Annotated in this window: 19 protein-coding genes and 2 pseudogenes; 4 read left to right on the top strand and 17 right to left on the bottom strand. The window is 65.1% G+C overall.

Going from position 1 to position 25814, the window contains the following annotated elements; all coding sequences use genetic code 11:
• Positions 1-4: 4 nt before the first annotated feature.
• Positions 5-511 carry an SOS response-associated peptidase family protein gene (locus AB4136_RS29630; RefSeq protein WP_137902080.1) on the bottom strand — a complete coding sequence of 169 codons (507 nt, stop codon included), beginning with the start codon at positions 509-511 and terminating at the stop codon, positions 5-7.
• Positions 512-569: 58 nt separating this feature from the next.
• Between AB4136_RS29630 and AB4136_RS29625 the strand changes: the two genes are divergently transcribed.
• Positions 570-1160, top strand: coding sequence for an SOS response-associated peptidase family protein (locus AB4136_RS29625; RefSeq protein ID WP_137902079.1), 591 nt, complete (start codon positions 570-572; stop codon positions 1158-1160).
• Positions 1161-1167: 7 nt separating this feature from the next.
• On the opposite strand, the pseudogene xth reads toward AB4136_RS29625, so the two are convergent.
• The 16 genes and pseudogenes from xth to AB4136_RS29545 form a co-directional block, all read right to left on the bottom strand.
• Positions 1168-1996, bottom strand: a pseudogene (gene xth, locus AB4136_RS29620) (exodeoxyribonuclease III).
• A 3-nt stretch (positions 1997-1999) separates the two neighbouring features.
• Positions 2000-3814, bottom strand: a complete 1815-nt coding sequence (gene ligD, locus AB4136_RS29615) for a DNA ligase D (RefSeq protein ID WP_441932014.1) — start codon at positions 3812-3814, stop codon at positions 2000-2002.
• Between the two features lie 139 nt (positions 3815-3953).
• On the bottom strand, positions 3954-4139 hold the full coding sequence (locus AB4136_RS29610) for a DUF3606 domain-containing protein (RefSeq protein WP_006023679.1): 186 nt from the start codon (positions 4137-4139) through the stop codon (positions 3954-3956).
• A 127-nt stretch (positions 4140-4266) separates the two neighbouring features.
• Complete coding sequence (locus tag AB4136_RS29605) at positions 4267-7539, bottom strand: error-prone DNA polymerase (RefSeq protein WP_137902077.1); 3273 nt, start codon at positions 7537-7539, stop codon at positions 4267-4269.
• Positions 7536-9059 carry a Y-family DNA polymerase gene (locus AB4136_RS29600; protein WP_137902076.1) on the bottom strand — a complete coding sequence of 508 codons (1524 nt, stop codon included), beginning with the start codon at positions 9057-9059 and terminating at the stop codon, positions 7536-7538. The genes AB4136_RS29605 and AB4136_RS29600 overlap by 4 nt, the downstream gene beginning before the upstream one ends.
• Complete coding sequence (locus AB4136_RS29595) at positions 8974-9726, bottom strand: ImuA family protein (protein WP_137902075.1); 753 nt, start codon at positions 9724-9726, stop codon at positions 8974-8976. The genes AB4136_RS29600 and AB4136_RS29595 overlap by 86 nt, the downstream gene beginning before the upstream one ends.
• Positions 9727-9987: 261 nt before the next feature.
• Entirely contained in the window at positions 9988-10281 is a 294-nt protein-coding gene (locus AB4136_RS29590) for a type II toxin-antitoxin system RelE/ParE family toxin (RefSeq protein ID WP_006023691.1), read from the bottom strand.
• Positions 10278-10583, bottom strand: a complete 306-nt coding sequence (locus AB4136_RS29585) for a type II toxin-antitoxin system RelB/DinJ family antitoxin (protein ID WP_137902074.1) — start codon at positions 10581-10583, stop codon at positions 10278-10280. Before AB4136_RS29585 ends, AB4136_RS29590 begins: the two co-directional genes overlap by 4 nt.
• 78 nt (positions 10584-10661) lie before the next feature.
• On the bottom strand, positions 10662-11588 hold the full coding sequence (locus AB4136_RS29580; protein ID WP_137902100.1) for an ArdC family protein: 927 nt from the start codon (positions 11586-11588) through the stop codon (positions 10662-10664).
• A 338-nt stretch (positions 11589-11926) separates the two neighbouring features.
• A complete protein-coding gene (locus AB4136_RS29575) occupies positions 11927-12514 on the bottom strand; it encodes a hypothetical protein (protein WP_137902073.1) in 588 nt (195 codons plus the stop codon).
• A gap of 386 nt (positions 12515-12900) precedes the next feature.
• Positions 12901-13311 (bottom strand): hypothetical protein, encoded by a 411-nt coding sequence (locus AB4136_RS29570; protein WP_137902072.1) that lies wholly within the window; start codon positions 13309-13311, stop codon positions 12901-12903.
• Complete coding sequence (locus tag AB4136_RS29565; RefSeq protein WP_137902071.1) at positions 13308-14198, bottom strand: DUF7007 domain-containing protein; 891 nt, start codon at positions 14196-14198, stop codon at positions 13308-13310. The genes AB4136_RS29570 and AB4136_RS29565 overlap by 4 nt, the downstream gene beginning before the upstream one ends.
• Positions 14195-14671 (bottom strand): hypothetical protein, encoded by a 477-nt coding sequence (locus AB4136_RS29560; RefSeq protein ID WP_137902070.1) that lies wholly within the window; start codon positions 14669-14671, stop codon positions 14195-14197. Before AB4136_RS29560 ends, AB4136_RS29565 begins: the two co-directional genes overlap by 4 nt.
• 87 nt (positions 14672-14758) lie before the next feature.
• Positions 14759-16432: a ParB/RepB/Spo0J family partition protein gene (locus tag AB4136_RS29555; RefSeq protein ID WP_137902069.1), complete on the bottom strand. Its 1674-nt coding sequence runs from the start codon at positions 16430-16432 to the stop codon at positions 14759-14761.
• A gap of 248 nt (positions 16433-16680) precedes the next feature.
• Positions 16681-21777: a DEAD/DEAH box helicase family protein gene (locus AB4136_RS29550; RefSeq protein ID WP_137902068.1), complete on the bottom strand. Its 5097-nt coding sequence runs from the start codon at positions 21775-21777 to the stop codon at positions 16681-16683.
• Positions 21778-21947: 170 nt separating this feature from the next.
• Positions 21948-22394 (bottom strand): annotated as a pseudogene (locus tag AB4136_RS29545) (DUF1419 domain-containing protein); the annotation flags it as partial.
• Between the two features lie 137 nt (positions 22395-22531).
• On the opposite strand from AB4136_RS29545, the gene AB4136_RS29540 reads away from it, so the two are divergent.
• The 3 genes from AB4136_RS29540 to AB4136_RS29530 are packed head-to-tail and all read left to right on the top strand — an operon-like array spanning position 22532 to position 25717.
• Positions 22532-23782 carry a tyrosine-type recombinase/integrase gene (locus AB4136_RS29540; RefSeq protein WP_137902232.1) on the top strand — a complete coding sequence of 417 codons (1251 nt, stop codon included), beginning with the start codon at positions 22532-22534 and terminating at the stop codon, positions 23780-23782.
• Entirely contained in the window at positions 23779-24729 is a 951-nt protein-coding gene (locus tag AB4136_RS29535) for a tyrosine-type recombinase/integrase (RefSeq protein ID WP_137902233.1), read from the top strand. The genes AB4136_RS29540 and AB4136_RS29535 overlap by 4 nt, the downstream gene beginning before the upstream one ends.
• The gene (locus AB4136_RS29530) at positions 24722-25717 is read left to right on the top strand and encodes a tyrosine-type recombinase/integrase (protein WP_137902234.1); all 996 of its coding nucleotides are present in this window, start codon (positions 24722-24724) and stop codon (positions 25715-25717) included. Before AB4136_RS29535 ends, AB4136_RS29530 begins: the two co-directional genes overlap by 8 nt.
• Positions 25718-25814: the final 97 nt, after the last annotated feature.

Here is a 25814-nt window from a genome sequence, read left to right as displayed (position 1 = left end):
GTCGTCAAAGCGCGAGCATGGATTGGTCGCGGGCGTGGTGAAAACGAGAGACACGAAAGCTTCCGGCCGGCAGGGGACACAAGATGTCCGTCTCGGGTCGCATAGCATCGAGCCAGCCCATGCGCTCATTTCGACGTAGCACCGCCATCTGGCGGTCTTGATAGGGCGCGATATCGCCGTTCGATTCGATGGTGATGATCGCATAGGCCTCGGGCCAGTCGCGCGTCGCCGGCCGCCAAATTCCGGCAAAATAAAACCAGTCGCCATTCGCAAGCCTGAAGCTGTAGTCCTTACCGTTGCTACGATGGCGAAACTCGGTTGCCGGGACGAGGCAGCGATGATTGGGAAAGGTTCGTCCCTCGCCGTGTACGACGGTGCAGGGGCGTGCGCCGGTCTCGCCCGGCTTCAGGCCCCACGGCAGTTCGACCATCTCGACCTCGTCGCCGGAGCGTCGAACGATGACGCGGCGTTCGTCGAGTGGTGCATCAGAATTGAAGGCCTTCACGGTCATGGCATTTTAGAACATAATAGGAACGCCACTCCAGTGCAATGCCAGGAAAGGGGGAGCGATGTGCAATGACTATCGGCTGATGGTGGATGTCGCCTCGATCGTCGAGGACTTCGCCGATCTCAAGATCAAAATCCGCTTCAGCGAAGGCTCGCCGAACATCGAGGCTCGCGAAGATATCAAGATCACCGACATGGGTCCGATCATCCGCCCGGTCGAAGGCGCGAGCGACGAAGCCGACCTGGTGCAGCGCCGGTGGAGCTGGCCCGGCCAGAACAAGAGACCGGTCTATAATTTTCGCTCGGATGGTCGCGAGTTCACCAGCAACCGCTGTCTCATCGTTGCGGATGGGTTCTACGAGTTCACTGATCCGGCGGAAAAGGGAAAGAAGAAGAAGGACAAATGGCTGTTCACGAAGCGCGACGAGCCGATCTTCTGCATCGCTGGAATCTGGCGTGACGCCAAGGATGTCGGCGAGGCCTACACGATGCTGACGATGGAGCCGGGGCCTGATATCAAGCCCTACCACGATCGGCAGATCGTCATTCTTGAGCGCTCCGCGTGGGCTGACTGGCTCAATCCCGCGATCTCGGCGAAGTCGCTGATCAAGCCGCTGCCTGCCGGGACGTTGTCTGTCGCACAGGTTGGTTGACGGCGCCTCAAGCGCGGACGGGCGTCACGCGCCGACGGGGCGCTGCGCGCCTCGCGGATGTGGTCGCATCCGCAAGCTCGATCCAGACGGGGGCGTGATCGCTGCTCTTTTCCCATCCGCGCACTACAACGTCGACCTGAGCGTCGACGAGGCGTTCGGCAAGCGGCGGGCTAAGCAGCAGATGATCGATGCGCAGCCCGGCATTCCGTGCAAACGCATTTCGAAAATAGTCCCAGAAGGTGTAGATGGCCTCGTCGGGATGGAGCGTACGGAGCGCGTCGGTCCAACCTTGTTCGAGTAGCCGGAAATAGGCTGCGCGCTTCGGGAGCGAAGAGAGCGTCGTCGAGCCAGCGCTCGGGCTTGTAGACGTCGAGATCGGTCGGCATCACGTTGAAGTCGCCTGCGAGCATCACCGGCTGGCCGGTGGCGAGAAGTTCGCCGGCATGCGCGATCAACCGGTCGAACCAGCGAAGTTTGTAGTCGAATTTCGGACCGGGCTTTGGATTGCCATTCGGCAAATAGAGTCCGCCGATCAGGATGCCGTTGACGGCAGCCTCGATATAGCGGCTGTGGCTATCGTCCGGATCGCCGGGAAGACCGCGGCGGGTTTCGTGGATCTGTCCGACGCGGCTGAGAATGGCGACGCCATTCCAGCTCTTCTGCCCCTGCCAGATCGCGTCGTAGCCGAGATCGCGGATCGGTTTGTCCGGAAATTTCTCCTGCGGCGCCTTCAGCTCTTGGAGGCAGACGATATCGGGTTGCGATTCTGCGAGCCATCGCAGGAGAACGGGGAGGCGGCCATTGATGCCATTGACGTTGTAGGTCGCGATTTTCATGGATTAGATATCGGGCAAAACTTGTTCGGCACGGCCCCAGCTTGCCAGGGTTTTGGAGCTCGTGCGGCGCACCAGCTCCGGTGCATCGCCGATGTGAAAATGCGCCGGCGAGTCGATGGTCTTCATCTCGCCCCAGCTTATCGGCGCGGCAACCGAGGCGCCGGCGCGCGTGCGGGCGCTATAGGGCATGACCGCTGTCGCGCCGCGCTGGTTGCGCAGATAGTCGACGAAGATGCGGCCCTTGCGCCGGGCCTTTGCAAGCGCCGCAGTGAAATGCTTCGGATCGTTCTGCGCGACCGCCTGCGCGAGGCGATAGGCGAAGTCCTTGACCTGCGGCCACTCGGCTTTCGGCGTGAGCGGCGCGATGACATGCACGCCCTTGCCGCCGGTCACCATTGGAAAAGTCTCGAGGCCCATCGATTTCAAGATGTCGCGGAATTGGAAGGCAGCCTCGCGAACCGCCTCGAAATCGAGCCCTTCATCGGGGTCGAGATCGAAGATCAGCCGATCCGCCTTCTCGACATCTTCGATACGCGCGCCCCAGCCATGGAATTCGATCGTTCCCATCTGCACGCAGGTCATGAGCCCATCGGCATCGTCGATATAGAGATAGGGCTCTTCGTGGCCATCCTTCTCGACAATCCCGATGTGGTGAACCGCCTCGCCGAAGCTTCCGGCATCGTGCTTCTGGAAGAAACATTGCTTTGCGCGGCCCTGTGGGCAGCGGACAAGGCTGATCGGCCGGCTGCCGATCCAGGGCAGCATGATCTCGGCGACCGCCGCATAGTGGTCGGCGAGCTGGCCTTTGGTGATATTGGCTTCCGGATAAATGACGCGGTCGCGGCTTGTGATGACGACCGTGCTTGTCGCCGGCGCCGGCCGTTCAGCGGCGTGATGCTCAGTCTCGAGCACGACGGCCTCGGGCTTCTTGTCCTCGCGCAGCCCGAGATAGCTGGGGTGACGAAGCGTTCCCTCGTTGGTCATCTCGGTATAGGCGATCTCGGCCACGAGCCTCGGCCGCAGCCAATGCGCGCCGCGGACCTCGGCGCGTGGTGCCTCGACCGTCGCTGCCTTCTGTTCGAGTGGCGCCATGATCTTCATCAGGCGCGCGAGTTCGGCCGCATCGAAGCCGGTGCCGACCTTTCCGGCGTAGCGCAGCGTGCCGCCGTCATGGACGGCGAGAATGAGCGACCGGAAGGCGCGGCTCTTGTCGGACGGCGTCCAGCCGGCGATTACGAATTCTTGCCGCTTGATGCATTTGGTTTTCACCCAGTTGCCGGCGCGTGCGCCGACATATCGCGAGTTGGCGAGCTTAGAGACGACACCCTCGAGCCCGGCCGCACAAAAGCTCTTGAGCAGCTTCTCGCCGTTTCCCTGGATATGATCCGAGTAGCGAATGTGGGTGCCCTTCGCGGGAAGAATTCCCTTGAGCTTGGTTTTTCGCTCGAGAAGGGGAAGGCTGGTCAGATCATCCCCATTGAGTTCGAGCAGATCGAACGCGAAATAGTCGATGCTCGCCGGAGCGCCCTTCAGCGCGCCCTGCAGCTTCTGGAAGTTCGAGCGCCCCTCGGGATCGAGCACGACCGCCTCGCCGTCGATCAGGGCGGATTGGACCTTGAGTTGACGCGCATCGGCGAGAATCGAGGGAAAGCGGCCGGACCAGTCGAGGCCCGAACGGGTATAGGCACGCGCCTCGCCCCCACCGACGGCGACGAGCGTGCGATAGCCGTCATATTTCATCTCGTGAATCCAGCGGTCGCCGGCCGGAACCGCGTCGACCAGCGTAGCGAGCTGAACGGGACGGAATGCCGGCGCCACCGCGGATGTTCGCGCCGACGAAGACTTCGTCTCGCGTGCGGTCGATCTTGCTTTTGTTTTGGGCGCCGTCGCCATGATCGAACGACCTGTCCTTTGATCGCGCAACTGTCCTGGATGAACAGCCTTAGCCGCGCTGCGTTTATTTCTTCAGCTTTTCGGCGGCTGCGTTGAGTTTGTTGCGATCATTGCCGATCCGCTTGATCAGGCCCTCGGCTTGGTCCTTCGTGATGCCGTGCTTTTTAGCGAAATAACTGACTTCGTAGCCTTCGCCGCCGGCGACGCGCCGACGGTCGGCATTGCCTCGTTTCGATTTGTCGTCGGCCATTTGCATCTCCCTGGGGCTTGATCGGTCCGTCGAGTTGATTTCCGATCCTTATGGTAATTGCAGCGGTATTGTTGATCGGCCTTCGAATGCTTTCAACTGTGAAACGGGTTTAGTTTCGCGGCCGCCGCTAGTGGAAATTCCGCGTTTTCACCTTGATGGTGTCGATATGGAGGTCTGGCACATAGATGTCGCGCGTTCGCACCGCCCTCGGCGGCTGCTCGCGTGGATCGGGGGCCGAACCGCCTTTGCGGACCTGATCGCCGCGACCGTAAAGCAGCGGAAAGCTGGCCTCGCGCTCGCCGACGCTGGCCAGCTCTCCCGACAGGTCGACGATCCGCTGCGCGACCAGATGAACCACCTCGCCCTCGCGTTGGATGCGGCCGTGCACGGCGATCATGCTCGCCGCCATGATGGCGCGGCGATTGGTTTCGAAGACCTTCGGCCAGACGACGAGGTTGGCAATGCCTGTCTCGTCCTCCAATGTGATGAACATCACGCCCTTCGCTGACCCGGGCCGCTGGCGGACCAGGACGATGCCGGCTGCTTCGAGCCGGCGGCCGTCGCGCGATTCCATCGCCTCCGCGCAGGAGACGATGCGCCGACGATGCAGGTCGCTGCGAAGAAACGAGACCGGGTGACTGCGCAATGACAAGCCGACATGCCGGTAGTCTTCGACGACTTCGCCGCCCGTTTTCATCGATCGCAGCGCCACCGCGGGTTCGTTGAGCTCGGCGCTCGGTCCGTGATCGCGCGCCGCGGCGGCCACGAATAACGGCAAAGGTTCGTCCCTGAGAGCCTTGATCGCCCACAGCGCCTCGCGCCGGGCGAGACCGAGGGCCGGCCGAAACGCATCCGCCTCGGCCAGGAGAACGAGTGCGGCTTGCGGCACGTCGGAGCGGCGCCAGAGGTCGTCGACCGAGGCGAAGGGTTGATCGGCGCGGGCCGCAAGGATCCGGGCGGCGTGGCCATTGGCGAGACCGCGAACCATCCGCAGGCCGAGCCTGACCGCAAAGCGGCTTTCGTCGCGGGTTGGCTCCAGCGTGCAATCCCAGCGCGAGGCCGTGACGCAGACCGGGCGCACCTCAATGCTGTGCTCGATCGCGTCTCTTACGATTTGCGCCGGCGCATAAAAACCCATGGGCTGGCTGTTGAGCAAAGCAGCGCAGAAGACATCCGGATGCCAGCATTTAAGCCAAGCGCTGGCGTAGGCGATCAGGGCGAACGACGCGGCATGGCTTTCCGGGAATCCATACGAGCCAAACCCCTCCAATTGCCGAAACGTCTGCGCGGCGAAATCGCGCTCGTATCCGTTGGCGACCATGCCGTCTATCAATTTGGTCTTGAACGATGAGACCCCGCCCGTGAACTTGAACGTGGCCATCGATTTGCGCAGCATATCGGCTTCGCCGGGCGTGAAGCCCGCGCAGGTGATCGCCACCCGCATCGCTTGCTCTTGAAACAGGGGCACGCCCAAGGTTTTTCCGAGCACCTGCTCGAGCTCGGGCTTGGGGTAATGGACGGGCTCGCGTCCTTCGCGGCGGCGAAGATAGGGATGGACCATGTCGCCCTGGATCGGGCCAGGCCGAACGATCGCCACCTGGACGACGAGGTCGTAATAGGTCCTGGGCTTGAGACGGGGGAGCATCGACATCTGCGCGCGGCTTTCGATCTGAAACGTCCCGAGCGTATCGGCCTTCCTGATCATGGCGTAGGTACGAGGATCCTCGGCAGGAATCGTCGCAAGGTCGAGCTCGACGCCCTTGTGCTGCGCGAGCAGATCGAGACCCTTCTTCATGCAGGTGAGCATGCCCAAGGCGAGGACGTCGACCTTCATAAATCGCAACGCGTCGATATCGTCCTTGTCCCACTCGATGACCTGCCGGTCCTTCATGCTCGCCGGTTCGATCGGCACGAGATCGTCGAGCCGATCGTGGGTCAAGACAAAGCCGCCGGGGTGCTGTGAGAGATGTCGTGGCGCGCCCATGAGCTGGCGCGCGAGATCGAGCGTCAATCGCAGCCGTCGATCGGCCAGATTGAGATTGAGCTCCTCGACATGGCGATTTTCAACGCCTTCCTCGGACCAGCCCCAGACCTGGCCCGAGAGCGACGAAATCAGATCTTCGGGCAGGCCGAGCGCCTTGCCGACATCGCGCAATGCGCCTTTCGCGCGATAACGGATCACGGTCGAGCACAGAGCGGCATGATCGCGGCCGTAGGTCTCGAACACCCACTGCATGACGATCTCTCGCCTTTCGTGCTCAAAATCGACGTCGATGTCGGGCGGCTCGCGGCGCTCTTCGCTGACGAAGCGCTCGAACAACAGGTCGTTGCGTCCGGGATCGATCGAGGTGATGCCGAGAACGTAGCAGACGGCGGAATTCGCGGCCGAGCCGCGTCCCTGGCACAGGATGTCGCGTGAGCGCGCGAACCTGACGATGCTGTTGACCGTCAGGAAATACGGCGCGTAGTCGAGTTTGTTGATGAGGCGCAGCTCGTGCTGGAGGACAGCGCGCACCTCGTCGGGCAGCCCTTCGGGATAGCGCGTCGCCGCGCCCTCCCAGGTGAGCTTTCCAAGCGTCTCCTGCGGCGATAGCGAAGGATCGTCGCGTTCCTCCGGATATTGATAGGCGAGCTCGTCGAGCGAGAAACGGCAGCGATCGGCGATTTCAAGCGTGCGCGCCAAAGCGTCGGAGTAACGCGTGAAGAGGCGATGCATCTCCTCGGGCGGCTTGAGAAAGCGATCGGCATGACGCTCGCGCCGATCGCCGAGCGCGTCGATCGTGACGTTGTGCCGGATGCATGTGACGACGTCCTGCAGGATCCGGCGATCGGGCGCGTGGAAGAGGACGTCATTGGTCACGACGGTTCGGACCTTCGCGGCCGCAGCGGCGTTCGAGAGTGCGTGAAGCCGCAGTTGATCGTTCGGCCGGCGCCGGAGCGTGAGCGCCATATAGGCGCGATCGGCGAATGCGTCGTGCAGCTGGCGCAGGTGCAATCGGCAATCATCATCGGCCGTGTCCGGCACGAGCACCGCGATGAGGCCCTCGCCGTAAGCAACGACATCGGCCCATCCGAGGCTGCACTTGCCCTTGCCGGCGCGTCGCTTGCCTAGCGAGAGCAATCGGCAGAGCCGCGAATAAGCGGACCGGTCGCTCGGATAGACCAGGAGCGACATGCCGTCGGAGAGATCGAGGCGGCAGCCGACGATCAGGCGCACGCCGGTTGCCTTCGAAGCTTCGTGTGCGCGCACGATGCCGGCGAGGCTGTTGCGGTCGACGATCGCGAGCGCCTCGATGCCCTGCACCGCCGCCTGGGCGAAGAGCTCGTCGGCCGAGGAGGCTCCGCGCAGGAAGCTGAAGTGCGATGTCGTTTGCAACTCGACATAGCGATGGGTGCTCATCCGAACACCCCGTGCATGAACCAGCGATGCGATCCGGTCGCAGCGTCTTCGCCGTCGCCGGCGCGATACACCCAATATCGCTCGCCGGCCTCGTCCTCGAGCCGGAAATAGTCGCGCACCGCGACGAGTTCGGCATCACGCTTCCACCATTCGCCGAACACGCGCTCGGGCCCGTCGGCCCGTCGCACACGGCGGCGGATACCGCGCCAGGTAAAAGTGACCGGCGGATGGTCGGGCAAGAGCGCGACAGTCTCAATCGGCTCGGGGCGCGGCAGCAGGCGGGCCGGTCGCGGCCAATGGCCCGGCCAGGTGGCGCCGGTATCGGGCGCCATCGCAGGAATTCGAGCGACGGCCCGCTCGGGCACGTCGCTCGATAGCGGCGCCGCGCGGTAGACGGCGCGCTCACCGACGCGGTTGGCCAGCGTGTCGATCAGGTCGGACACATCGGGGATGGCCTCTTCGATGAGCGCGCTGACGGTCTGCTTGCGGACCAATGGTTCGGCGATGCTTGCGACGAGGGTCAGGACTTCAATGCCGAAGCCGGGATCGATCGTCTCGATCCTGTCGCACAAGAGGCGGGTGAGGCGCTTCGCGTCGCGAACGGGCACAGCCATGCCGACGCGGATTGCCTGGCGCTGGTTGTCGACGCGCCGCAGATGAAGATCTAGCCGTCGCGCACCGAGGTCCATTTCCTCAAGGCGTTCGCACAGCGCGACGACGAGCTTGCCGATGTAACGCGCGATGGTCTCGGCGGCGCCGATCGGTTCGGCAAAACTGCGCCGGACCTCGATGAGATCGGCCGGCCGAACCGGATCGATCGGCTCCGCCGCCGCGCCGATCGCCTGATCGAGCCGCCGCCCGAGCTCGGGACCGAAACGAAGCGTCAGCGGCGCACGCGGCTGCAATAGGAGGTCCCCGATCCACTCGAAGCCGAGCACACGCAGATCGTGGGTCGTGGCGGCGGGCAGGCGCAGCGCTTCCAGCGGCAATGGCGAGACCGTCGCCGGCCCATGCCCGGGTGCTGCCACGAAAGCTGGCTGCGCGAGATAGCGGGCGAAGGCGTGCGCAGCGCCCCAGCTGTCGGCGACGGCGGCGCGCGCGGAGATGCCGGACATGGCAAGGCGCCCGATCAGCGCATCGAGCATCGCCTCCTCACCGCCATGGAGATGGTCGGCGCCCGTGGTGTCGATCACGATGCCGTCGTCGCCATCCACCGCGACGATGGGGGCAAAACGTTGCAGCACCCATAAGGCGAGGCGCTCGAGCGCCTCGAAATCTGCGACCGGATCGGCATCCTGGATGAGCAGGTCCCGTACGAGGACCTGCGCCTTCGCGACCGCCATGCCAGGCCGCAGGCCGGCCGCTCGCGCGGCGGCATCCGCTGACACCACCACGCGCCGGCTTCCTTCCCGGCCGATCAGGATGAGCGGGGCCTCAAGCGGAGGCGCCGCGTCGCCGCCCTTCCGCCGCAGCCGGTCGGTCGACCAGCTCGGCAGGAAGAGCGAGACAACCCGTGTCATCGCAAGCCTCCAACTCGAAATCTGCACTCTCGCCCGCGCGGGCGCGGATCAATTCGACGAGCCATCGATGACGGCCCACACCGGGAACCGGAAGCGGCGACGAGGGCAACACCGAAATTCTCCAGCGCGTCACGGCTGCGGTCGGTTGCCCGAAATCGGCTGCCTCGGTCTGGCGCCGCCAGCGCCGGAGCGCGATACCGATCGTACCGGCTCCTTCAGCGGCGAGTTGGAGTCGCCGTGACGCAGTCATCGAGAGACGCGCGACCTCGCCAACGACGGCGCCCAGTCCGCCATGACGAAGACCCTCCTCCATGCAGGCGAGAAGCGACTTGTCGTCACCCGCCTCGACGTAGATCACCCTGTCGGGCGGCAAACCTGCCTGGGCAAGTGCGGGCGCGAAAAGGTCTGGGCGCGTGATGCACCACAGGACCTTGCCTTTCGTCCGCGCTGCGACGCCGCCGGCGAAGAGGGCTGCGGCCGCGCCGTCAACGGCGCCGAATCCGCCGCCCGCCACCTCGTGCAGAGCGCCGAGTGCCAGCCCTCCGCCGGGAAGTCGTGAGTCCACCTCGGCGATTCCGAATGGAAGCACCGATTTCGCGCGCGGGGTTCGACCCTCGATCTTCTCGATTTGCGCGCGCAACGACTCTATGGCGGGCTGCGGCCGCACGTTGATCCTTGACCTCCTGCGATGGCTCTTGCATCATGTTCTCTATTTGTTCTGTGTTGTTGGTGCGAGAGTCAAGAGCGGTTGAGCGAATCGCGTCTGAGGTGAGGCGATCGGGACGCGAGAAGGGCTTTGCCTTTGCGGGCGGGGCTGAGAAAATTGCCGGTGTTCGTTCATCCAGAAGCGTGATGCCGCCGCGGTTGCCCTACGATCTGCCTCGCAGCCTCCAACTGCCACCCCAGAAAAAGGGGTGATGATGCCGGCTCAGCCTTGCGGCAGCTCATCCGGCCATCTTTGGGCGCCGTGCAGGACGCGCAGAATTCGGATCGTCTCAGCGGTCACGGCGTAGGCTGCCACATAGGGCGTGCCGGTGATGACGAGCTCGCGCGTACCGGCGACGCGGCCGGGACGGCCGCTCTCCGGAAAGTCGACCAAGCGGCGCGCTGCGGTGGCGATCCGCTCGTCGACGGCGATCGCCGCGCGCGGATTGTCCGCTTCGATATGGGTGAAGATGCCGTCGCGATCGGCGAGCGCGAACGCCGACCAGACGAGTTTCACGATCCGCCGGCGGCCTTGCGCCGGGCGTCCGCGCGGCGAGCGGCGAAATGCGTCTCGGCCTGCTCGTCAGGCACGTCGGGGCGCGTATCCTGCAGCGCCTCCTGCACCTTCGTCCGGAACCAGGCGTCATGCGCCTCGCTGTTGGTGACGAGTTCCAGCGGAAGCGCGCCTTCATTGGCGGTTCGGGTGAGCAGGATGCGCACGGCGTCCGACACCGTGAGCCCTATGCCCTCGAGCACGGCGGACGCGCGGTCCCGTACGTCAGCGTCGATTCGGGTCTGGACAAGCGCATTTGTGGCCATGATCGCCTCCTTTCCAAGGAAATGTAATGCAATTGAATGACGAATGCCAGCCCCAGTCAAAGGCCGGAGCGGAGAGCATCAGGCCGCCTCCGGCACAGTCTCCGCCTGCGGCTGCAGACCATGCAGATAGGCGCAGGCCCGCTGCGCGTGCGCGGCGGCCGAGAAGATGAAGCGCTTGTCGTTGGCGAGGACCGCGAGCCAGGATGCGAGGTAGCTCGCATGGTCGGCGCGCGGCTCGAGCTCGGGGACGATTCCTAGATCGGCGCTGACGAAACAAGCGCCCAGATCGGCGATCAGCTCCTCGCGGGCGCGTTCGCTGCGATCGCTGTGATAGCGCGAGAGATCGCGGTTGAGCCGATGCTCCGCGCCAGCCCAATGCACGGTCTCATGCGCCAGCGTGGCGTAATAGCTCTCCGGGTCGCGGAACGACTCGAAGGGCGGCATCTGAATGAGATCGAGCAACGGCGCGAAGAACGCCTTGTCGCCGCCGTGCCGGATGACGGCGCCGGTGTTGGCAAAGAATGCGTCGGCATGGGCGATGCGCTGCGCCGCCGCTGCGGGCGCCGCCGGCCGGGCGTATAAGTGCTCCGGCAAGCCGTCGATCTGGTCGACGCAGAAGACCGAATAGGCGCGCAGGAACGGAATCGCGCGCTCCACCTCGTCGCCATGCTCGTCGGTCTCCGTTCTCGTGAGCCGATTGGCATAGACGACGGTCGTGCCGGTCTCACCCTTGCGGACATTGCCGCCGAGCTCAAGGGCCTGCTTGAACGTCATCCAGATCGGCGAGGCGAAGCCCCGCGCCACGGCCTCCGACCAGAGCAGCACGACATTGATGCCCTGATAGGGCAGGCCGTTGTGGCGCAGGGGCCGCGTGATGCGTCCGGCACCATTCGCAGCGCTCCACGGCTGTATCCACGGGCGAACACCGCGTTCCAGGTCGGCGACGATGCGATCTGTGATCCGCGCATAGATGTCGACGCGGGACTTTGTTTGCTTACCAGTCATGATCCGAACCTCCGTTGGAGGCCGCGCCGATCGCGGCCCGTCACGGCGGTCCGCCGCGGAGGCCCGCACGGCCGCGCATCCGGTTGAGGTTCATGAGCGAGATGACTGGCGACGCGCCGGACCGGAACGTCAGTGGAGGACGGCCACGCCGTTGCGCTGCCGCGCAGGCCGGAGCATGGACCGAAAGCCGAGACGGGCGGCGATCGCCGCCCGCATCTCTCCTTCTCCTGCCTTCTTTTCGCGTCCGCGCTGCGCGACATGAAAAAGGCCGGTCCCGAAGGACCGGCCGGAATTGGTCGGAGAGGAAGAAAGGCGGGGCCGAAGCCCCGCCGGCGGCATCACTCGAAGGCCGCCATCTGGACCTCGGCCGCCTTGCGGCTGACGGTCTCGCCGGGATGCTCGGGCTGACGCTCGAACGGCTTCCAGCTCTCGCCGACGACGTGCTCGTAAGCGGCGATCGCGCCTTCGGCCGCCATGCGCAGGGCGTGCGCCTGCACCCCGACTTCGGCGGCGAACTCGCGCTTGCGCTGGGCCGCGGAGTCGAAGCCGACGGGTCCGTCGAGGTCCTCGTCGCGGGCGTCGTTGGCCAATCGCGCCGTCGCCTCGCGGGCGTCGGTCACGGCCCGGCTGTAGAACTGCCCGGCGCCGTGGGCGGAGCCGACATAGGAGCCGACGATGCGCTGCAGGTGGATCTGCATGGCGCGTTCGCTGAGGCCCTCGCCGAGCGCGTCCGCAGTCTCGGTGATGAGCCGCTGATGCAGATCGCGGATGCCGTCGCTGTCGAGGATGGTGAGACCGAAGCTCTCGGCGATGCGGGTGGCTTGCGCGGCGTCGGGGCAGACGAGCCGGATCATTTCGACCGTGGTGCCGCGGCGAAGCTGGACAACGCGGGCGCTGGTGCGGGGTGCGCGAGCGGTCTTGGTCATGGGAGTGTCCTTTCCTGGTTGCACCGTCGGGGTCGATCCGGCCCCTGCCGGACCCCCTTCGGGTGCGGTCGCCCGGCGCCGCCGGCACGAGGGCCGCTTCAAGACCCGGGGGCCGCCAGGCGAGCGAGGTCCGGTTGCGGACAAGCGGGGCTAAAGCCCTGCGCAGGCCGCGGCCGGGCCTTGCCGAGATCGGCGGGCTCCGGCCGCTTGCGGCTTGGTCTTGAAGCGGACCGCCGGGGGCGCAGACCGCAGCAAACCCGAGGGGAGGGCCGACAGGGTGCGGGCCGGGTTGGCGATGCCGGAAAGGACGGACCTGGGCACACCGATCACCACGCTCACGCCACGCTCCGCCGTCCGCATGCGCCTGGCGGCGACGCTCGATGCGGCTAGATCAGACCGCCGCGCTGCTCTCCCGGTCGACAAGCGCGCCTGCCATCCTCGACAGCGGCGGCGTCTGCCGGCTGTGCCGGCCTTAACCCGCATGGCCCGGCGCCGCAGCGTTCGCGCAATGCCTCGATCGCCGCATCCTGCCGGGCGAGCTTACGCGACAGGGCGTCGATCTCCGGCTGGCGCTCGGCCGTGATGGCCGCGAGGTTCGAGCGGTAGCGCTCGAGGAACGCGCTCGGATCGGCGGGCTTGCCGCGGCGATATCCGACACGCTTGCGACCTAGCTGTGGAATCAGCGCCGTCATGCGACGGATGATCTGCCGGTCGATCATGTCGAGCTGGCGCTGCGTCTGGCGGCGCGCCTCCTCCATGCGCGAAAGCTGCGCGATGCGTTGCGGGGAAGGTGTCATCGCGCCCTCCCCTGCCAGCCGATGAAGCTGGACGGGCCGGAATAGTCCCGATGACGCGCCTCATCGACGACGAAGCCGAAGCGTCCGACCTGGTACTCGCCGGACGGCACGAGGAAGCGCCGTTCCTCGGTGCCTGCGCCGCGGCGTCCGCCGGGCGTGGCGACGACTTCGACGGAGCCCGGCTGCTGATCCGATGTGATCGCCGACACGACGATCCAGTCGTCGACGTGCCGCCGCTCGAAGGCGCGGCGATCTTTTTCAAGGGACTCACCGGGCTGGAGGATCGTGCCGAAGATCGCTTCCCAGGCGTCCGGCCAGCTATCCTTGATCGTGCGCTCGGCGCAGCGCCGCTCAAAACTGGTGAAGAGATGCGGGAAGGTGAGCGCGACGATCGCCCAGCCTGCATCTTCCTCGTACCAGCCGCCGCGCGACCGCAGCATAGAATGGACCTTGCGATTACGCTCGGCCGAGAGGTGGAAACCGCCGTGGCCGGCCGTCGAATGACAGACCAGGCCCTCGGCATAGACGGTCGCGCCCTGCGAGGCGCCCCACGGCGTGTTCGCCGTGGAGCCGATCTCGCGGCGGCCGAGCGCGCGCTTCTCGCGCTGATGCTCCGCGTTTTCCGCGACCTTGGCGCGGAAGGCCGCCTCGTCGGCGAGCTCGCCGGCATGACCGTAGAAGTCGGAGCGCTTCCATTCGGCCATCGGCCGGCCGATGCGCCAGCCGGTGGTGAGATAGTGCCGGCCGTCGCGCGCCGGCAGCATCGCGAAGGCCGTGTCGGCGACACGGGCGACCAGAATGCCGTCTGCCGTGCGACCGAACGCGATCGGCGGAAATGCGGCCGCAGAATCCGCGATCATCGTGGTGGAGGGTGCGGTCGTGCTCATGCGGCCGTCCTCCCCTCCACGACGGCGGCGGCGACCTCGTCGGCCGAGATCTCGCGCAGGACGGCGTTCGGATAACCATGCCGCGTCAGCCATTCCTGCGCGTCGGCGCGATGGCTGGCGAGATAGACCAGCTCGCCGTCGTCGCCCGGCCGGTCGAGCACCTGGACCGAACCGACCTTCGGTCGTTCGGTCACGACGAACGTCAGGCTGCTGTCGACCGAAAACGTCCGGTGGACGCGGAGCACCACGACGCCGGCGCTGCCATAGTCGCCGGCATGCAAGGTGATGCTTGCGCCAATGACGGTATTGCCGACGCGGCGCTCGGCCTGCTTGCGGATGAGGCGACCGCCGCTGTTGCTGTTCTCCCAGGCGGAGAGCTTCCTGCGATGGCGTTCCGGCGGGCGCGGCGCACCGTCGGAGAAGCGAATGATCGAGCCAAGCAGCGCGAGGTCATAGATCAACTGTGCGGACATGATGTCCTCCTTTGCGGATGGTGGAAATAAAGCCGCCGCCGGCATGGGCCGGCGGCGGCGGTCGTTCGGGAGAGGAGAAGGCCGGCGCTATTCCGCGGCTTCGCGGAAGGCCTCGTCGTCAGCGGCTTCGCCGCCATCCTCGCTGTCGTCGATCGGCTCGTCGGACTCGTCGTCTTCGGCGACGGCGTTCGATGCGATCCAGCTCAGGAGCGCGGTCTTGTCCGGCGCGAACAACGCGGCCGGATGGACGAAGCGGCCGTCCTTGAAGTGCTCGACCAAGGCAGCCCGCGTGTCCTTCACCTTCTGGCGCGGCAGGACCGGCGTATCCTTGCACGAGCCCTCCAGAGCGCCGCGCGACAGGCACGACAGGAAGTCGTCACTGCCCATGTTCGGCAGGAAGTTGTCGGCGCCGACGACATCGCCGGCGACGCGCGCGACGATGCCGCTGTCAGTACGGTTCTCCCGGCACGACAGCACCTCGGCGAGGATCGACCGTGCCGCGACGCGGAGCGTATCCATGTCGAGGACGAGCTGGCCGTCCTGATCGAACAGGTTCACCGCATGGCGAGCGATCCGGCGATTGCCGTAATAGGCCCCGCTGGCGGCGGACGCGACGGAGACGTTCTGACCGGCAAAGGCGAGGATCAGCAGCGCCATCAGCGCGTCATCCTCGATCGGCGCACGGGCGAGCGCCTCGTGCAGCGCGTCGGTGCGGAAGTCGCCGACCATCTCGACGCCCTTGCGCGTCACGTCGGGACGCGGCTTGGAGATCGCGCCGGTCTCATCTGCCGCATCATTGGCGGCGGACGCGCCCTTGCCCTTCGGCTTCTTTGCCGCGGGCATGCGGTAATGCACCGTCTGCACCCGGCCGTCACGGTCGAGATACATGGCCGTGCAATCGCTCTTCGACGGCTTGCCATAGACCCGCTCCGCCTTCGGCGGCAGCTTGACCTCGCCATAGTTCGTCGCTTCGGCGATGATGCCCTTCTTGGGCAGGTTCGCCGCCATCCACTCCTGCTGGGCGCCGAGGAAGGCCTCGACGTCCGTGGTGTAGCGGCTGTCCTCGTCGGCCGGCGCGAACAAGTCCTCGACCCACTGGATGCCGTAGGCCTGCGCCAGGTCGTCGCCGAAGCTCGCATGACGTGCGTACATGCGGGCCTTGGTCAGCGCCTGCGCGACGCTCCACCACGACACCTGCGGATCGGCCTTGGACGGCTTGTGCTTCTTCCAGACCTCCTTCTGCTCGTCGGGCGAGGCCGACGCGATCGTGCGGAGCTGGCGCTCGTCGGGCATGTCGCCCTTGGCCATATGATCGAGCATCGCTGGCAGCACATTTGCGAGCAGGCGGAGCTTCCTGACCTGTCGCACCGGCAGCGTAAGGGCGACGCCGATCGCCTCTTCCGTCCAGCCGAGCGCGACAAGGCGTTCGATGGCGCGCCACTGATCGACCGGGTTCAGCGGCTCGCGCGCGATGTTCTCGACAAAAGAGCGCATGGCGCCGTTGTCGTTCGCGGCATCGTCGACGAGCACGTCGATTTCCTCGAGGCCCGCGGCGATGGCGAGGCGCACGCGGCGCCGGCCGGCGTTGATGAGGAAGCCGTTGCCGCCATCGGCCTGCTGCGACACGACGGGCGGCTGCACGATGCCGACGGCCTTGATCGACGCCAGCAACAGCGCGTCGGCCTGCGGCGTCGACTTGGTCTGGCGCGAATGGTCGGGATTCTCGACGAGCGCGCGCGGATCGACTTTCAAGAGATACATGGGATGCTCCTTTTCGGGGTTGGCGGACCGCGCCTCGCGGCCCTTCCTCGTCTTCTTTCCGAAGACACCCCCCGGCCCGCGGAGCGGTCGGGCCGGCACAACTGCGGCCGAGCAGCCCTGCACGGCCGGACGAGCGGGGCTAACAGCCCTGCGAAGGACGACGGGCCGGGCTCGCGCAGGCGGCGGTTGAGCTCAAGCGTTGCCGGCCTGGCCGATCTGCGAGCGGGCCTTTCTCATCATCCTTTTCCTCACGCCGCGGCGGCCTGCTCGCCGCCACCCTCGACATCACTTGCCAAGGCTTCTTCCACCTCCGCCAATTGCCGGCGCTTTTCCGCCAGCTCACCGGCGAAGGCGAAATTGCCGTTGTCGCGCGACTGGTAAGAGGCGAGCCGGCGGCGGGCATCGGCGAGGCGCTGGCGGTAGCGCTCGCGCTCGCCTTCGAAATCGTCGAGCGCGTGCTCGAGACGCGAGATCGCGCCGAGCGGCGTGACCGTGACGGGCAGCTCGATCTCGTATTCCGATCCGGTGCGGAGCAGCATGGTGCTATAGCGATAGCCGTCGCGGCCGAAGCGCTCGCCGGAATATTCGAGGTCGAAGCCGCCGATCGACGCGATGATGCTCTCGCCCTCCTGCTGAAGCTGGACGAGGGTCAGGATTTCCTTCATCAGCGCGCGGCCGGCGTCCTTGCGCTCGACATGGCGCTTGCCGGCGATCGTCGCCGCGAAGGCCTCGCCGCTCGTCGGTGTGAGGCGCTCAATATCCTCGCCGATCTCGGCGATGCGACGGGTGCAGAATTCGATGTCGCGCTCGGCGTCGCGGAGCTGGCGGCGCACCGCATGCTGATCGTCGATATGCGCGGCGCGGAGCCGTTCGAGCCGCGCGATGTCGGCTTCGAGCCCGGCTTTGAGCATCAGACGCTGGTCGCCCGATGCGATCGCCTTCGCCATCGCGAACTGGTTGGCCTGGCCTTCGCCGAGGTCCTCCAGACGGCGGATCGAGGTGTCGCCCGAAAGCGCGGCCGCGATGAAGCGTGCCTTGCGCTCATTGTTCTGCCACATCGTGGCGTCGAGTGAGCCTTCGGTCGCATAGGCGAAGACGTCGATGACGTCGTGCTGATTGCCCTGGCGCTCGATCCGCCCCTCGCGCTGGGCGATCTGCGAGGGGAGCCAGGGCACGTCGAGGTGATGCAGCGCCTTCAGGCGGAGCTGCGCGTTGACGCCGGTGCCCATCGTATCGGAGGAGCCGATCAGGAAGCGAACCTTGCCGGCGCGCACGTCGCCGAACAGGCGCTGCTTCGCCTCCGACTTCTTGTAGTCCTGCATGAAGGCGATCTCGGACGCCGGCACGCCCATGCGGATCAGCTCGTCCCTGATCCAGCGATAGGCCGAGAAGCCGCGGCTCTTCTCCACGGAAATGGTCCCGAGATCGGAGAAGATCATCTGCGCGGCGCCGGGCAGCTCATAGGGCTTGCCGTCGGCACGCACATAGGCGTTGTCGGCCGTTTCCCGCCAGATGCGCAGCGCATTGCCGATCATCAGGTTCAGCTTGTTGTCCGCCTCGTCGTCATTGTCCGGATCGACAAGGCGAAGGTCGATCGCGGCATGGCGGCCGTCGGTGATGACGGAGAGCAGGATGTCGTCGCCTGGCTCCGGCGGACGGTCGCGCATCTCGATCGCCTTGATGCGCGCATCGAGCTGGACCTGGTAACGCTTGAAGGCGGCCGTCGGCTTCGCCGTCATGATCTGGCGCTTGCCGGTCGAGATCGCCGGAATCTTCACGTATCGGCGCAGGTCCTCCGCCATGACCACGTCGGCGAAGGACCGGAACATGGCGATCAGCTCGGGGACATTGACGAAGGTCGCGAAGCGCGTGACCGGCTTGTATCTGCCGGAGGGCTGAAGCTCGAGCTCGGTCGAGACGTCGCCGAAGGTTGAGGCCCAGGCGTCGAACTCGTGCAAGCCCCGCTCGCGGAGGGCGGCGTAGCCGAGATAGCGCTGCACCGAATACATCTCGCCGAGCGTGTTGGTGATCGGCGTGCCAGACGCCAGCACGAGCGCGCGGCCGGGATTCTTCGTTTCGATGAATCGGGACTTCACATAGAGGTCCCAGGCACGCTGCGAGCCGTTGGGATCGACGCCCTTCAGCGTCGACATATTCGTGGCGAAGGACAGCTTGCGGAATTCCTGCGCCTCGTCGACGATGATCTGGTCGACGCCGATCTCCGAGATGGTGAGGAGATCATCCTTGCGCGTGGCGAGCGACTCCAGGCGCTCTTTCAGACCCTCCTTCAGCCGTTCGAGGCGCTTGCGCGAGACGCGATCGTCGCTTTCGACCTTGGTCAACAGCGTCTCGTAGAGCTCCAGCTCGTCCTGGATCATCTGCTGCTCGAAAGCCGACGGCACGCCGATGAAGCGGAAGGCCGAGTGCGTGATGATGATCGCGTCCCAGGTCGCGGTCGCCGCCCGCGATAAGAAGCGCTGCCGCTTGTCCTTGCTGAAGTTGGTCTCGTCGGCGACGAGGATGCGGGCGTTCGGATAGAGCGCCAGAAATTCGCGCGCGGCCTGCGCCAGGCAATGACCGGGCACCACAAGCATCGCCTTGGCGATCAGGCCAAGCCGGCGCTGCTCCATGATGGCGGCCGCCATCGTCATGGTTTTGCCGGCGCCGACGGCGTGGGCGAGGTAGGTCGCGCCCGCGGCGATGATGCGCCAGATGCCGCGCTTCTGGTGATCGTAGAGCACGAAGGCGCCGGATGCGCCCGGCAGCTTCAGATGCGAGCCGTCGAAGGCGCGCGGCACGATGTTGTTGAAGCGGTCGTTATAGACCCGCGCCAGCCGATCGGTGCGATCGGGGTCGGTCCAGATCCAGGTCTGGAACGCGGTCTTGATCTTCTGCAGCTTCTCTTTCGCCGCCTCGGTGTCGACGACGTTGAGGACGCGGCGCTCGCTGTCGCCGTCTTTGATCGTGTCGAAGATCTGCGGCACGGACGAATTGAGCGCGTCGGAGAGAAGCTGGCCGGCGTGCCGCCGCTCGGTGCCCCATTCCGACGTGCCGGCGGCGATCCAGCCGAGCTGGCGGGCCTCGACCGTCCACGAGGCCAGTTCCGGCATGTGGTGGATCTTGATGTCCGCGCCCATCGTCTCCTTGACGAAGGCGATGATGTCGTCGGCCGGAATCCACGGCGCGCCGAGCCGCGCCGTGATGTCCGAGGGCCTGAGATCGGCGGGCTGCACATCGCGCAGCGCCGCGACATTGCGCTCGTAGGCTGGATCGAGAGCTACCGCGGCCTCGGCCGCGACGAGCTTTGAGCGGACCGCGCCGGAGAGATAGGCGTCGGCGCTCTGCCAGGAGCCGTCCGACGGATCGCGGAAGATGGCGCTGCCGAGCTCGGCGATCACGTCCTCGACATCGCGATGCAGCAGCTCCGCGATGTGGTCGGGATCGACATGGCCGCGCTCGTTGAGCACGACGGCCAGCGCGTCGACCGCGCTGGTGATGACGGGCGGCGCCGGCGGCGCGATCACGCGCTCGGTGAAGATCGGGCCGGGACGCGCTGTGTCGGATTCGAGGTCGTAATCCTCGATCGAGGCCACGAGCCAGCAATCGGGATCGTCGAGGAAGGGCTGTAGATTCGGACGGCGATGCGTCTCCCGCACCTCGCCGGCTTCCGGGTCCTCGATCGTGGAGACGACGGTCGTGTTGATCGGACCGAAGCTGCGCACGAAATTCGACCAGGCGATCCGCAGCCTGACCTGCGCGTCCTTCCACGGCCGGTCGAGCTCCTGGCATTTCAGGACCTCGCGCACGGCCTCGCGGATCGGGATCAGCTTCTGGATGATCCGGACGTGCTTTTCCGGAATCCCGTCGGCGCTGCGGCCCTTGCGGATGGTGACGGCGACGGGACTGCCGTCGAGGACCTGCATCAGGCCGTGGCGGGTATCGAGGAGGTAGCTCCCCTCCCGCGCCGTATGGCTTCCGCCGCCGGCCGCCTGCGCTGAGGGCGCCTCGTCCTCCGCATCGAAGTCGACCGGCTCCGGCTCGCCGTCATAGTGGTCATCCGGAAGAGAAGTGATCGCAGCGGCGAGCGCGGATTCGAGATCCGCGCCGGCATTGGGTAGGCAAGTGTAGGTCTCGCCGAACGGACCGGAGGTCAGCGCGTGTGCGCCGAGCACCATGTCGGTATGGCGGGCGAACCAGCGATTGACGCGGATGGCGCCCTCGTCCGCGGTCGCGGCGCGCACCTCATCGAGATCGAGCCAGGAGAGGTCGCCCTCCGCTTCGCCATGCTTGCGCCGGCGGAAGAACAGCACGTCGACCACGACGTCGGTGCCGGCGTCGGCGCGGAAGCTGCCCTCGGGCAGGCGGATCGCGCCGATGAGATCGGCGTGCTTCGCGATCTCCTCGCGCGCGCCGCTATCGGCCTTGTCCATCGTGCCGTGCGAGGTGACGAAGGCCGCGAGCGCGCCCGGCTTCAGCAGCCGGATAGCCTTGACGATGAAATAGTCGTGGAGGCGCAGGCCGAGGGAGCGCAGCGCGCGATCCGAGCGCACGGTGCGATCGGAGAACGGCGGGTTGCCGACGACAAGATCGAACCGCGCCGGCAGCTCCGTGCGCGCGAAGTCGCCGGTGACGATCCGCGCGCGCGGCTGCAGAAGTCGGGCGATACGCGCGGTGACGGGATCGAGCTCAACGCCGGTGACATGGCTGAGGTCACGCAGCTCCTCCGGCATGAGCGCGGGAAACAGGCCGGTGCCGATGCCAGGCTCGAGCACGCGGCCGCCACGCCAGCCGAACCGCTGCACGCCCGCCCAGATGGCGCGGACGATGAACTCCGGCGTGAAATGGGCATACTGCGTGCAGCGCGCCAGCGAGGCGTAGTCGGCATCGTCGACGGCATCCTGCAGCTCGGCGCCGATCTCGTCCCAGCCTTTCGCGAAGGCGGTCTCGCCCGGGTGGCGGAAGACGCCATTGGCGAGCTCGGAGGCGCCGAAGCCGGTGAAGCGGATCAGCCGCTCCTGCTCATCGCGGGTGGCGGGCCGTTCAGCGGCCTCGATCTCTGCGGCGAGGCGCACCGCCACGATGCTGTCGCGGGCGCGCTGCTTCCAGCCCCTCGCGAGGCCGCGGTCGCCGGCGAGATGAAAATTGGCGCCCCGATTGCGTGAACCGGATCGAGCGGGCCGCGCCGGTGCGGCCGCCGGCGCCGCAGGGGACAGCGGCGGCGGATCGTCGTCGGGATCGTCATCGCCGGTGATGTCGGCGGCGAAGGCGGTGACGCCGAGGCCGAGGCCCGACGACAGCGCCGTGTTTCCGAAGAGGTCGAGGGTGAAGGGGTCGTCCTGCGCCATTGGGAAAGTCCTTTTGCTGGGCGCGCGCGACCGCGCCGCCGACGCGGAGCGCGGCGGACGGGGCGGCGTTGCGGGATTGACGGGAGGGGCCGGCGCGAGCGGCCGGCTGCGGAAATGCGGAGCCCGGCGCGCGGCCGGGCTGTTCGCAGGTCGAGGGTGGCGGCGCGGGGCTAAGCCGCGATCGTCCCGGGCAGATGCCGGAGCTGAACCGGCAGCTTCGCCGCGATCTCGGCGTCGCTGAGCTCGTCGAGCAGCTTCAGCACGGTGCCGTGCCGGCCGGCATAGACGAGCATGGTGCGGCGGCCGCGCATGGCGGCGGGCCAGCGTTCGCCGGCATAGCCGCGATAGTCGTCATGCGTGCTCGACCAGATGTGCTCGAGCCGTTCTTCGCGCGTCATGGCGCGGACCGGCCGCGACTCGCGCTCGATGATCGCGGCCTTCATCCGGTCGGGCGACGCGCGGTCGGAGAGGTCGCAATAGCCGTGAAACCAGCGAAGGCGACCGTCGATGACAAGCGCGAAGAAGATGCTGGTCACGCTGTCCGTCATGAACTCGCGCAGCGCGAACAGATCGGCGCGCATGAACAGCGGCGGCAGGATCTCGAGCATGTTCGAATATGTTGCATAGACGGTTATGTTGCGGCCAAGCCTATAGATCAGTTCAATCGCCTTTTCGGGTCGCATATAGGCAACATAATTTTCATCGGTGCGCCCTGCCTGCATGGTTGCGTCTCCAACATCAAGGAGACGTACAAATGTTCGATGAACTCTTCCTGCTTGAGCGAACTGCGTCAAAGCACCGTTCGGCGCCCTTCGCAGAAGAGCGGGTTAGCTATCTCCGGCATCTCAAACAAATGGGTACGAGCCGGCGCACACTTCTCATACGAGTCAATGATCTGCTGAATGTTGTTCGGCTTTTGGACCTTGTTCCCGGTGATAAGGTCAGCTTAGAGCGGATCAAGGCAGCGGCGGCGGCATGGTCGCAACCAGGCGGCCGCAGATGGAAGCGAGCTGCATCGCCAAAGTCGCGACAGCGATTCATTTTCTGCGCAACCCAATGGCTAGCATTTCTCGGCTGGTTTGATGAACATCGTAAAATTCGCCATCCCTACGGGTATGCCGTAGACGACTATGCTGTTTGGCTAGGTTCGGTCCGAGGGCTGGCAGGGTCGACAATCGAACGTCACCGCAGATTAGCCGATAATTTTCTCAGGTGGCTTGCCACAACCGGTGTTCTCTTCCGTGAGTTGAGTAGCACCGATATCGATAACTACTTCGCTTCCCCGGAGGTATGCGCCACCTGCAGCCGCATGACGATCCATGCCGTGGCGCGAAGTTTGCGTGTCTTCTTTCGCTTTGGCGGAGACAACGATCTGTGTCCGCGAGCGCTGTGGGCTGGCATCCTGCCACACCGATTTACGCCCAACGAGACAATCCCCAGGGGTCTAAAGCGGCAAGACGTGATCCGTTTGCTGGCCACGACAGAAGGCAATGGCCGATCTGACAAGCGGGACCGTGCAATACTGATGCTGCTCATCGCTTATGGTCTACGAGCCGGCGAGGTCGCTCAACTCCAACTCGACGATTTTGACTGGGACAACGAACTGCTGCGGGTCCATCGCCCAAAAACAGGCCGTACGCAGTTCTATCCGCTTTCACAGAGCGTGGGCCAAGCCGTTATTCGATACATTCGAGACGTACGGCCCTCGGGATTTGGAAGATCTCTATTTTTCACCCTGGTTGCGCCAGTTCGGCCGATCCGGCGAGGTTCGCTCGGTTCCATCGTTAAACATCGCCTCAGCTGCGTTGGCATTTCCTCGGGTCACCGGGGGACACATGCGTTGCGGCACGCCGCTGCACAACATCTTTTGGATCAGGGCCTCGCTATGAAGGTGATCGGAGATTTTCTGGGTCATCGCAATGCAACCAGCACTGCCATCTACGCCAAGATTGACCTCAATTCCCTTCGCGAGGTCGGCAACTTCAACTTGGGGGAACTCGCATGATGCTCCGCGACGTGGTCGAACGATACATTACATGGCGGCGGGCGCATGGTGCAAAATTCATAACCGGGGGCCGGCTGCTGCGTCTTTTCCTCAAAAGCGTTGACGGGAACGCTCCTTGTGATGCCGTCAGCCGAGTTCAGGTTCTCGCATTTCTGGCAGGCAGGGGCCTACTGACGCGCCACCGCCAGAACAAGTACTGCACGCTCAACGGCTTCTACCGCTATGCAATCAGCCGCGGCCATGCCAGCAGCTCGCCATTGCCCGATGACGAACCGCGACCGCCTAAGTCCGCTCTGCCGCACATCTATTCTCGCGAAGAACTGAAGCGGCTTTTCGATCCCAGAACCATGAAGTTGACCAAGCGTAGGAGGGGACACCTGGATGCCGTGACATTCCGCACATTGCTCTTCCTGCTCTACGGAGCGGGTTTGCGCCTTGGCGAGGCATCACGGCTGGCGACGTCAGATGTAGATTTGGCGCAGGGCATTTTGACTATACGGGACGCCAAATCCTACAAGAGCCGGCTCGTCCCGATCGGTCCAGATTTACGCCGCATCCTGAAGAAGTACACGTCGATCCGGACGACGTTCTCCATCGAACAGAGGAGAAGCGCGTTCTTCCTGACAACCAGGGCGGGAGCTCCTCTTGCCCCCAGCACCGTCCAGGCGGCGTTTGATCAATTGCGCCTTTCGGTCGGCATTGATGGCAGAAGCACTGCGATGCGCAAACCACGCCTCCATGATCTGCGCCACACCTTCGCCGTGCATCGGCTTACCGACTGGTATCGTCGAGGAGAAGATGTCCAGCGGCTGTTGCCCGTGCTCTCCACTTATCTCGGCCATACCGACCTGGAGGGCACGAAGGTCTATCTACCAATGACACCAGAGTTGCTGCAGCAGGCATCATCCCTCTTCGCAGGCTATGCGATGGGAGGCGGCAATGCGTGATCTTACATCGTTAGGACCTTGGCTTCGCCGCTTTCTCTGCGAGTACATCGTCACCGAGCGCAACCTCGCTCGAAACACCCAGGCGAGCTATCGAGATACGTTCCGGCTGTTGCTACCCTTTGTCAGCCGGAAGTTGCGTAAGCCGGTTGATCGCTTGGCGGTAACCGATCTGACATCCAAGCACGTGCTGGAATTCCTCGCCCACCTCGAAGATTATCGTGGTTGCTCACCGCAGACACGCAATCAGCGCCTAGCCGCTGTCCGGTCCTTTGCCCGCTTCGTCGCCAGTCGAGATCCAGCGCATGTTGAATGGTGTGGTCATATCCGGGCGATTGTGTCGAAGAAAGCAACGGCGCAACCGGTAGGGTGGCTCACCCAAGCGGAAATGGATGCATTGCTCAGAGTTCCCGACCGAAAGACTCGTCAGGGCCAGACGGAGCATGCCCTGCTACTCTTCCTCTACAACACCGGAGCCCGTGTTTCCGAGGCAATACAAATGAAGGTCCGTGATCTTCAGATCGATCGATCGGTTCATGACCATGCGCTCGTCACCCTTCGTGGAAAGGGCGGCAAGGTCCGCCAGTGCCCCCTATGGCCGGAAACCAAGCGCGCATTGGCTGCAGTAGCTACCGGACGAGCTGCGGATGACATCGTCTTCCTAAGTAGGCTCCGACAACCATTCACGCGCTTTGGCGTCTACTGGCTGGTGGAGCGGTGCGCAGCCCAAGTAACCGGGTTGCCGGAACGAAAGGTTACTCCCCATGTGATCAGGCACACGACCGCTTGTCATCTGGTTCACGCTGGCGTCGATATAAACACCGTCCGCGCCTGGCTTGGCCACGTCTCGATCAACACGACCAATATATACGCCGAGATCGATCTCAAGCTGAAAGCAAAGGCCTTGGCACTCTGCGATATTGGCGGCGTACCAACACATCGCCCTTGGCGAGAGGACAAGAATTTGATGGCTTTCCTGAACGCCCTTTAGCCAGAAAATTAGGTTGCGGCGCTGGGTGAACTTTAGCTGATCAGCCAAGCTACGATCACGTCGCCGCAACATAACCGTCTACGCAACATATTCGAAC

This window comes from Mesorhizobium sp. 2RAF21 (assembly GCF_052115345.1).
Classification (GTDB): Bacteria; Pseudomonadota; Alphaproteobacteria; order Rhizobiales; family Rhizobiaceae; genus Mesorhizobium; species Mesorhizobium terrae.
The sequence above is the reverse complement of the archived record's forward strand: the minus strand, read 5'-3'. Positions and strand labels throughout refer to the sequence as shown.

Coding starts and splice junctions, on each gene's coding strand:
- AB4136_RS29535 (WP_137902233.1), top strand. CDS start 23,779: ATGATGCTCCGCGACGTGGTCGAACGATACATTACATGGCGGCGGGCG.
- AB4136_RS29560 (WP_137902070.1), bottom strand. CDS start 14,671: ATGTCCGCACAGTTGATCTATGACCTCGCGCTGCTTGGCTCGATCATT.
- AB4136_RS29570 (WP_137902072.1), bottom strand. CDS start 13,311: ATGACACCTTCCCCGCAACGCATCGCGCAGCTTTCGCGCATGGAGGAG.
- AB4136_RS29625 (WP_137902079.1), top strand. CDS start 570: ATGTGCAATGACTATCGGCTGATGGTGGATGTCGCCTCGATCGTCGAG.
- AB4136_RS29580 (WP_137902100.1), bottom strand. CDS start 11,588: ATGACTGGTAAGCAAACAAAGTCCCGCGTCGACATCTATGCGCGGATC.
- AB4136_RS29630 (WP_137902080.1), bottom strand. CDS start 511: ATGACCGTGAAGGCCTTCAATTCTGATGCACCACTCGACGAACGCCGC.
- AB4136_RS29610 (WP_006023679.1), bottom strand. CDS start 4,139: ATGGCCGACGACAAATCGAAACGAGGCAATGCCGACCGTCGGCGCGTC.
- AB4136_RS29585 (WP_137902074.1), bottom strand. CDS start 10,583: ATGGCCACAAATGCGCTTGTCCAGACCCGAATCGACGCTGACGTACGG.
- AB4136_RS29605 (WP_137902077.1), bottom strand. CDS start 7,539: ATGAGCACCCATCGCTATGTCGAGTTGCAAACGACATCGCACTTCAGC.
- AB4136_RS29555 (WP_137902069.1), bottom strand. CDS start 16,432: ATGTATCTCTTGAAAGTCGATCCGCGCGCGCTCGTCGAGAATCCCGAC.
- AB4136_RS29530 (WP_137902234.1), top strand. CDS start 24,722: ATGCGTGATCTTACATCGTTAGGACCTTGGCTTCGCCGCTTTCTCTGC.
- AB4136_RS29550 (WP_137902068.1), bottom strand. CDS start 21,777: ATGGCGCAGGACGACCCCTTCACCCTCGACCTCTTCGGAAACACGGCG.
- AB4136_RS29540 (WP_137902232.1), top strand. CDS start 22,532: ATGTTCGATGAACTCTTCCTGCTTGAGCGAACTGCGTCAAAGCACCGT.
- AB4136_RS29600 (WP_137902076.1), bottom strand. CDS start 9,059: ATGACACGGGTTGTCTCGCTCTTCCTGCCGAGCTGGTCGACCGACCGG.
- AB4136_RS29575 (WP_137902073.1), bottom strand. CDS start 12,514: ATGACCAAGACCGCTCGCGCACCCCGCACCAGCGCCCGCGTTGTCCAG.
- AB4136_RS29565 (WP_137902071.1), bottom strand. CDS start 14,198: ATGAGCACGACCGCACCCTCCACCACGATGATCGCGGATTCTGCGGCC.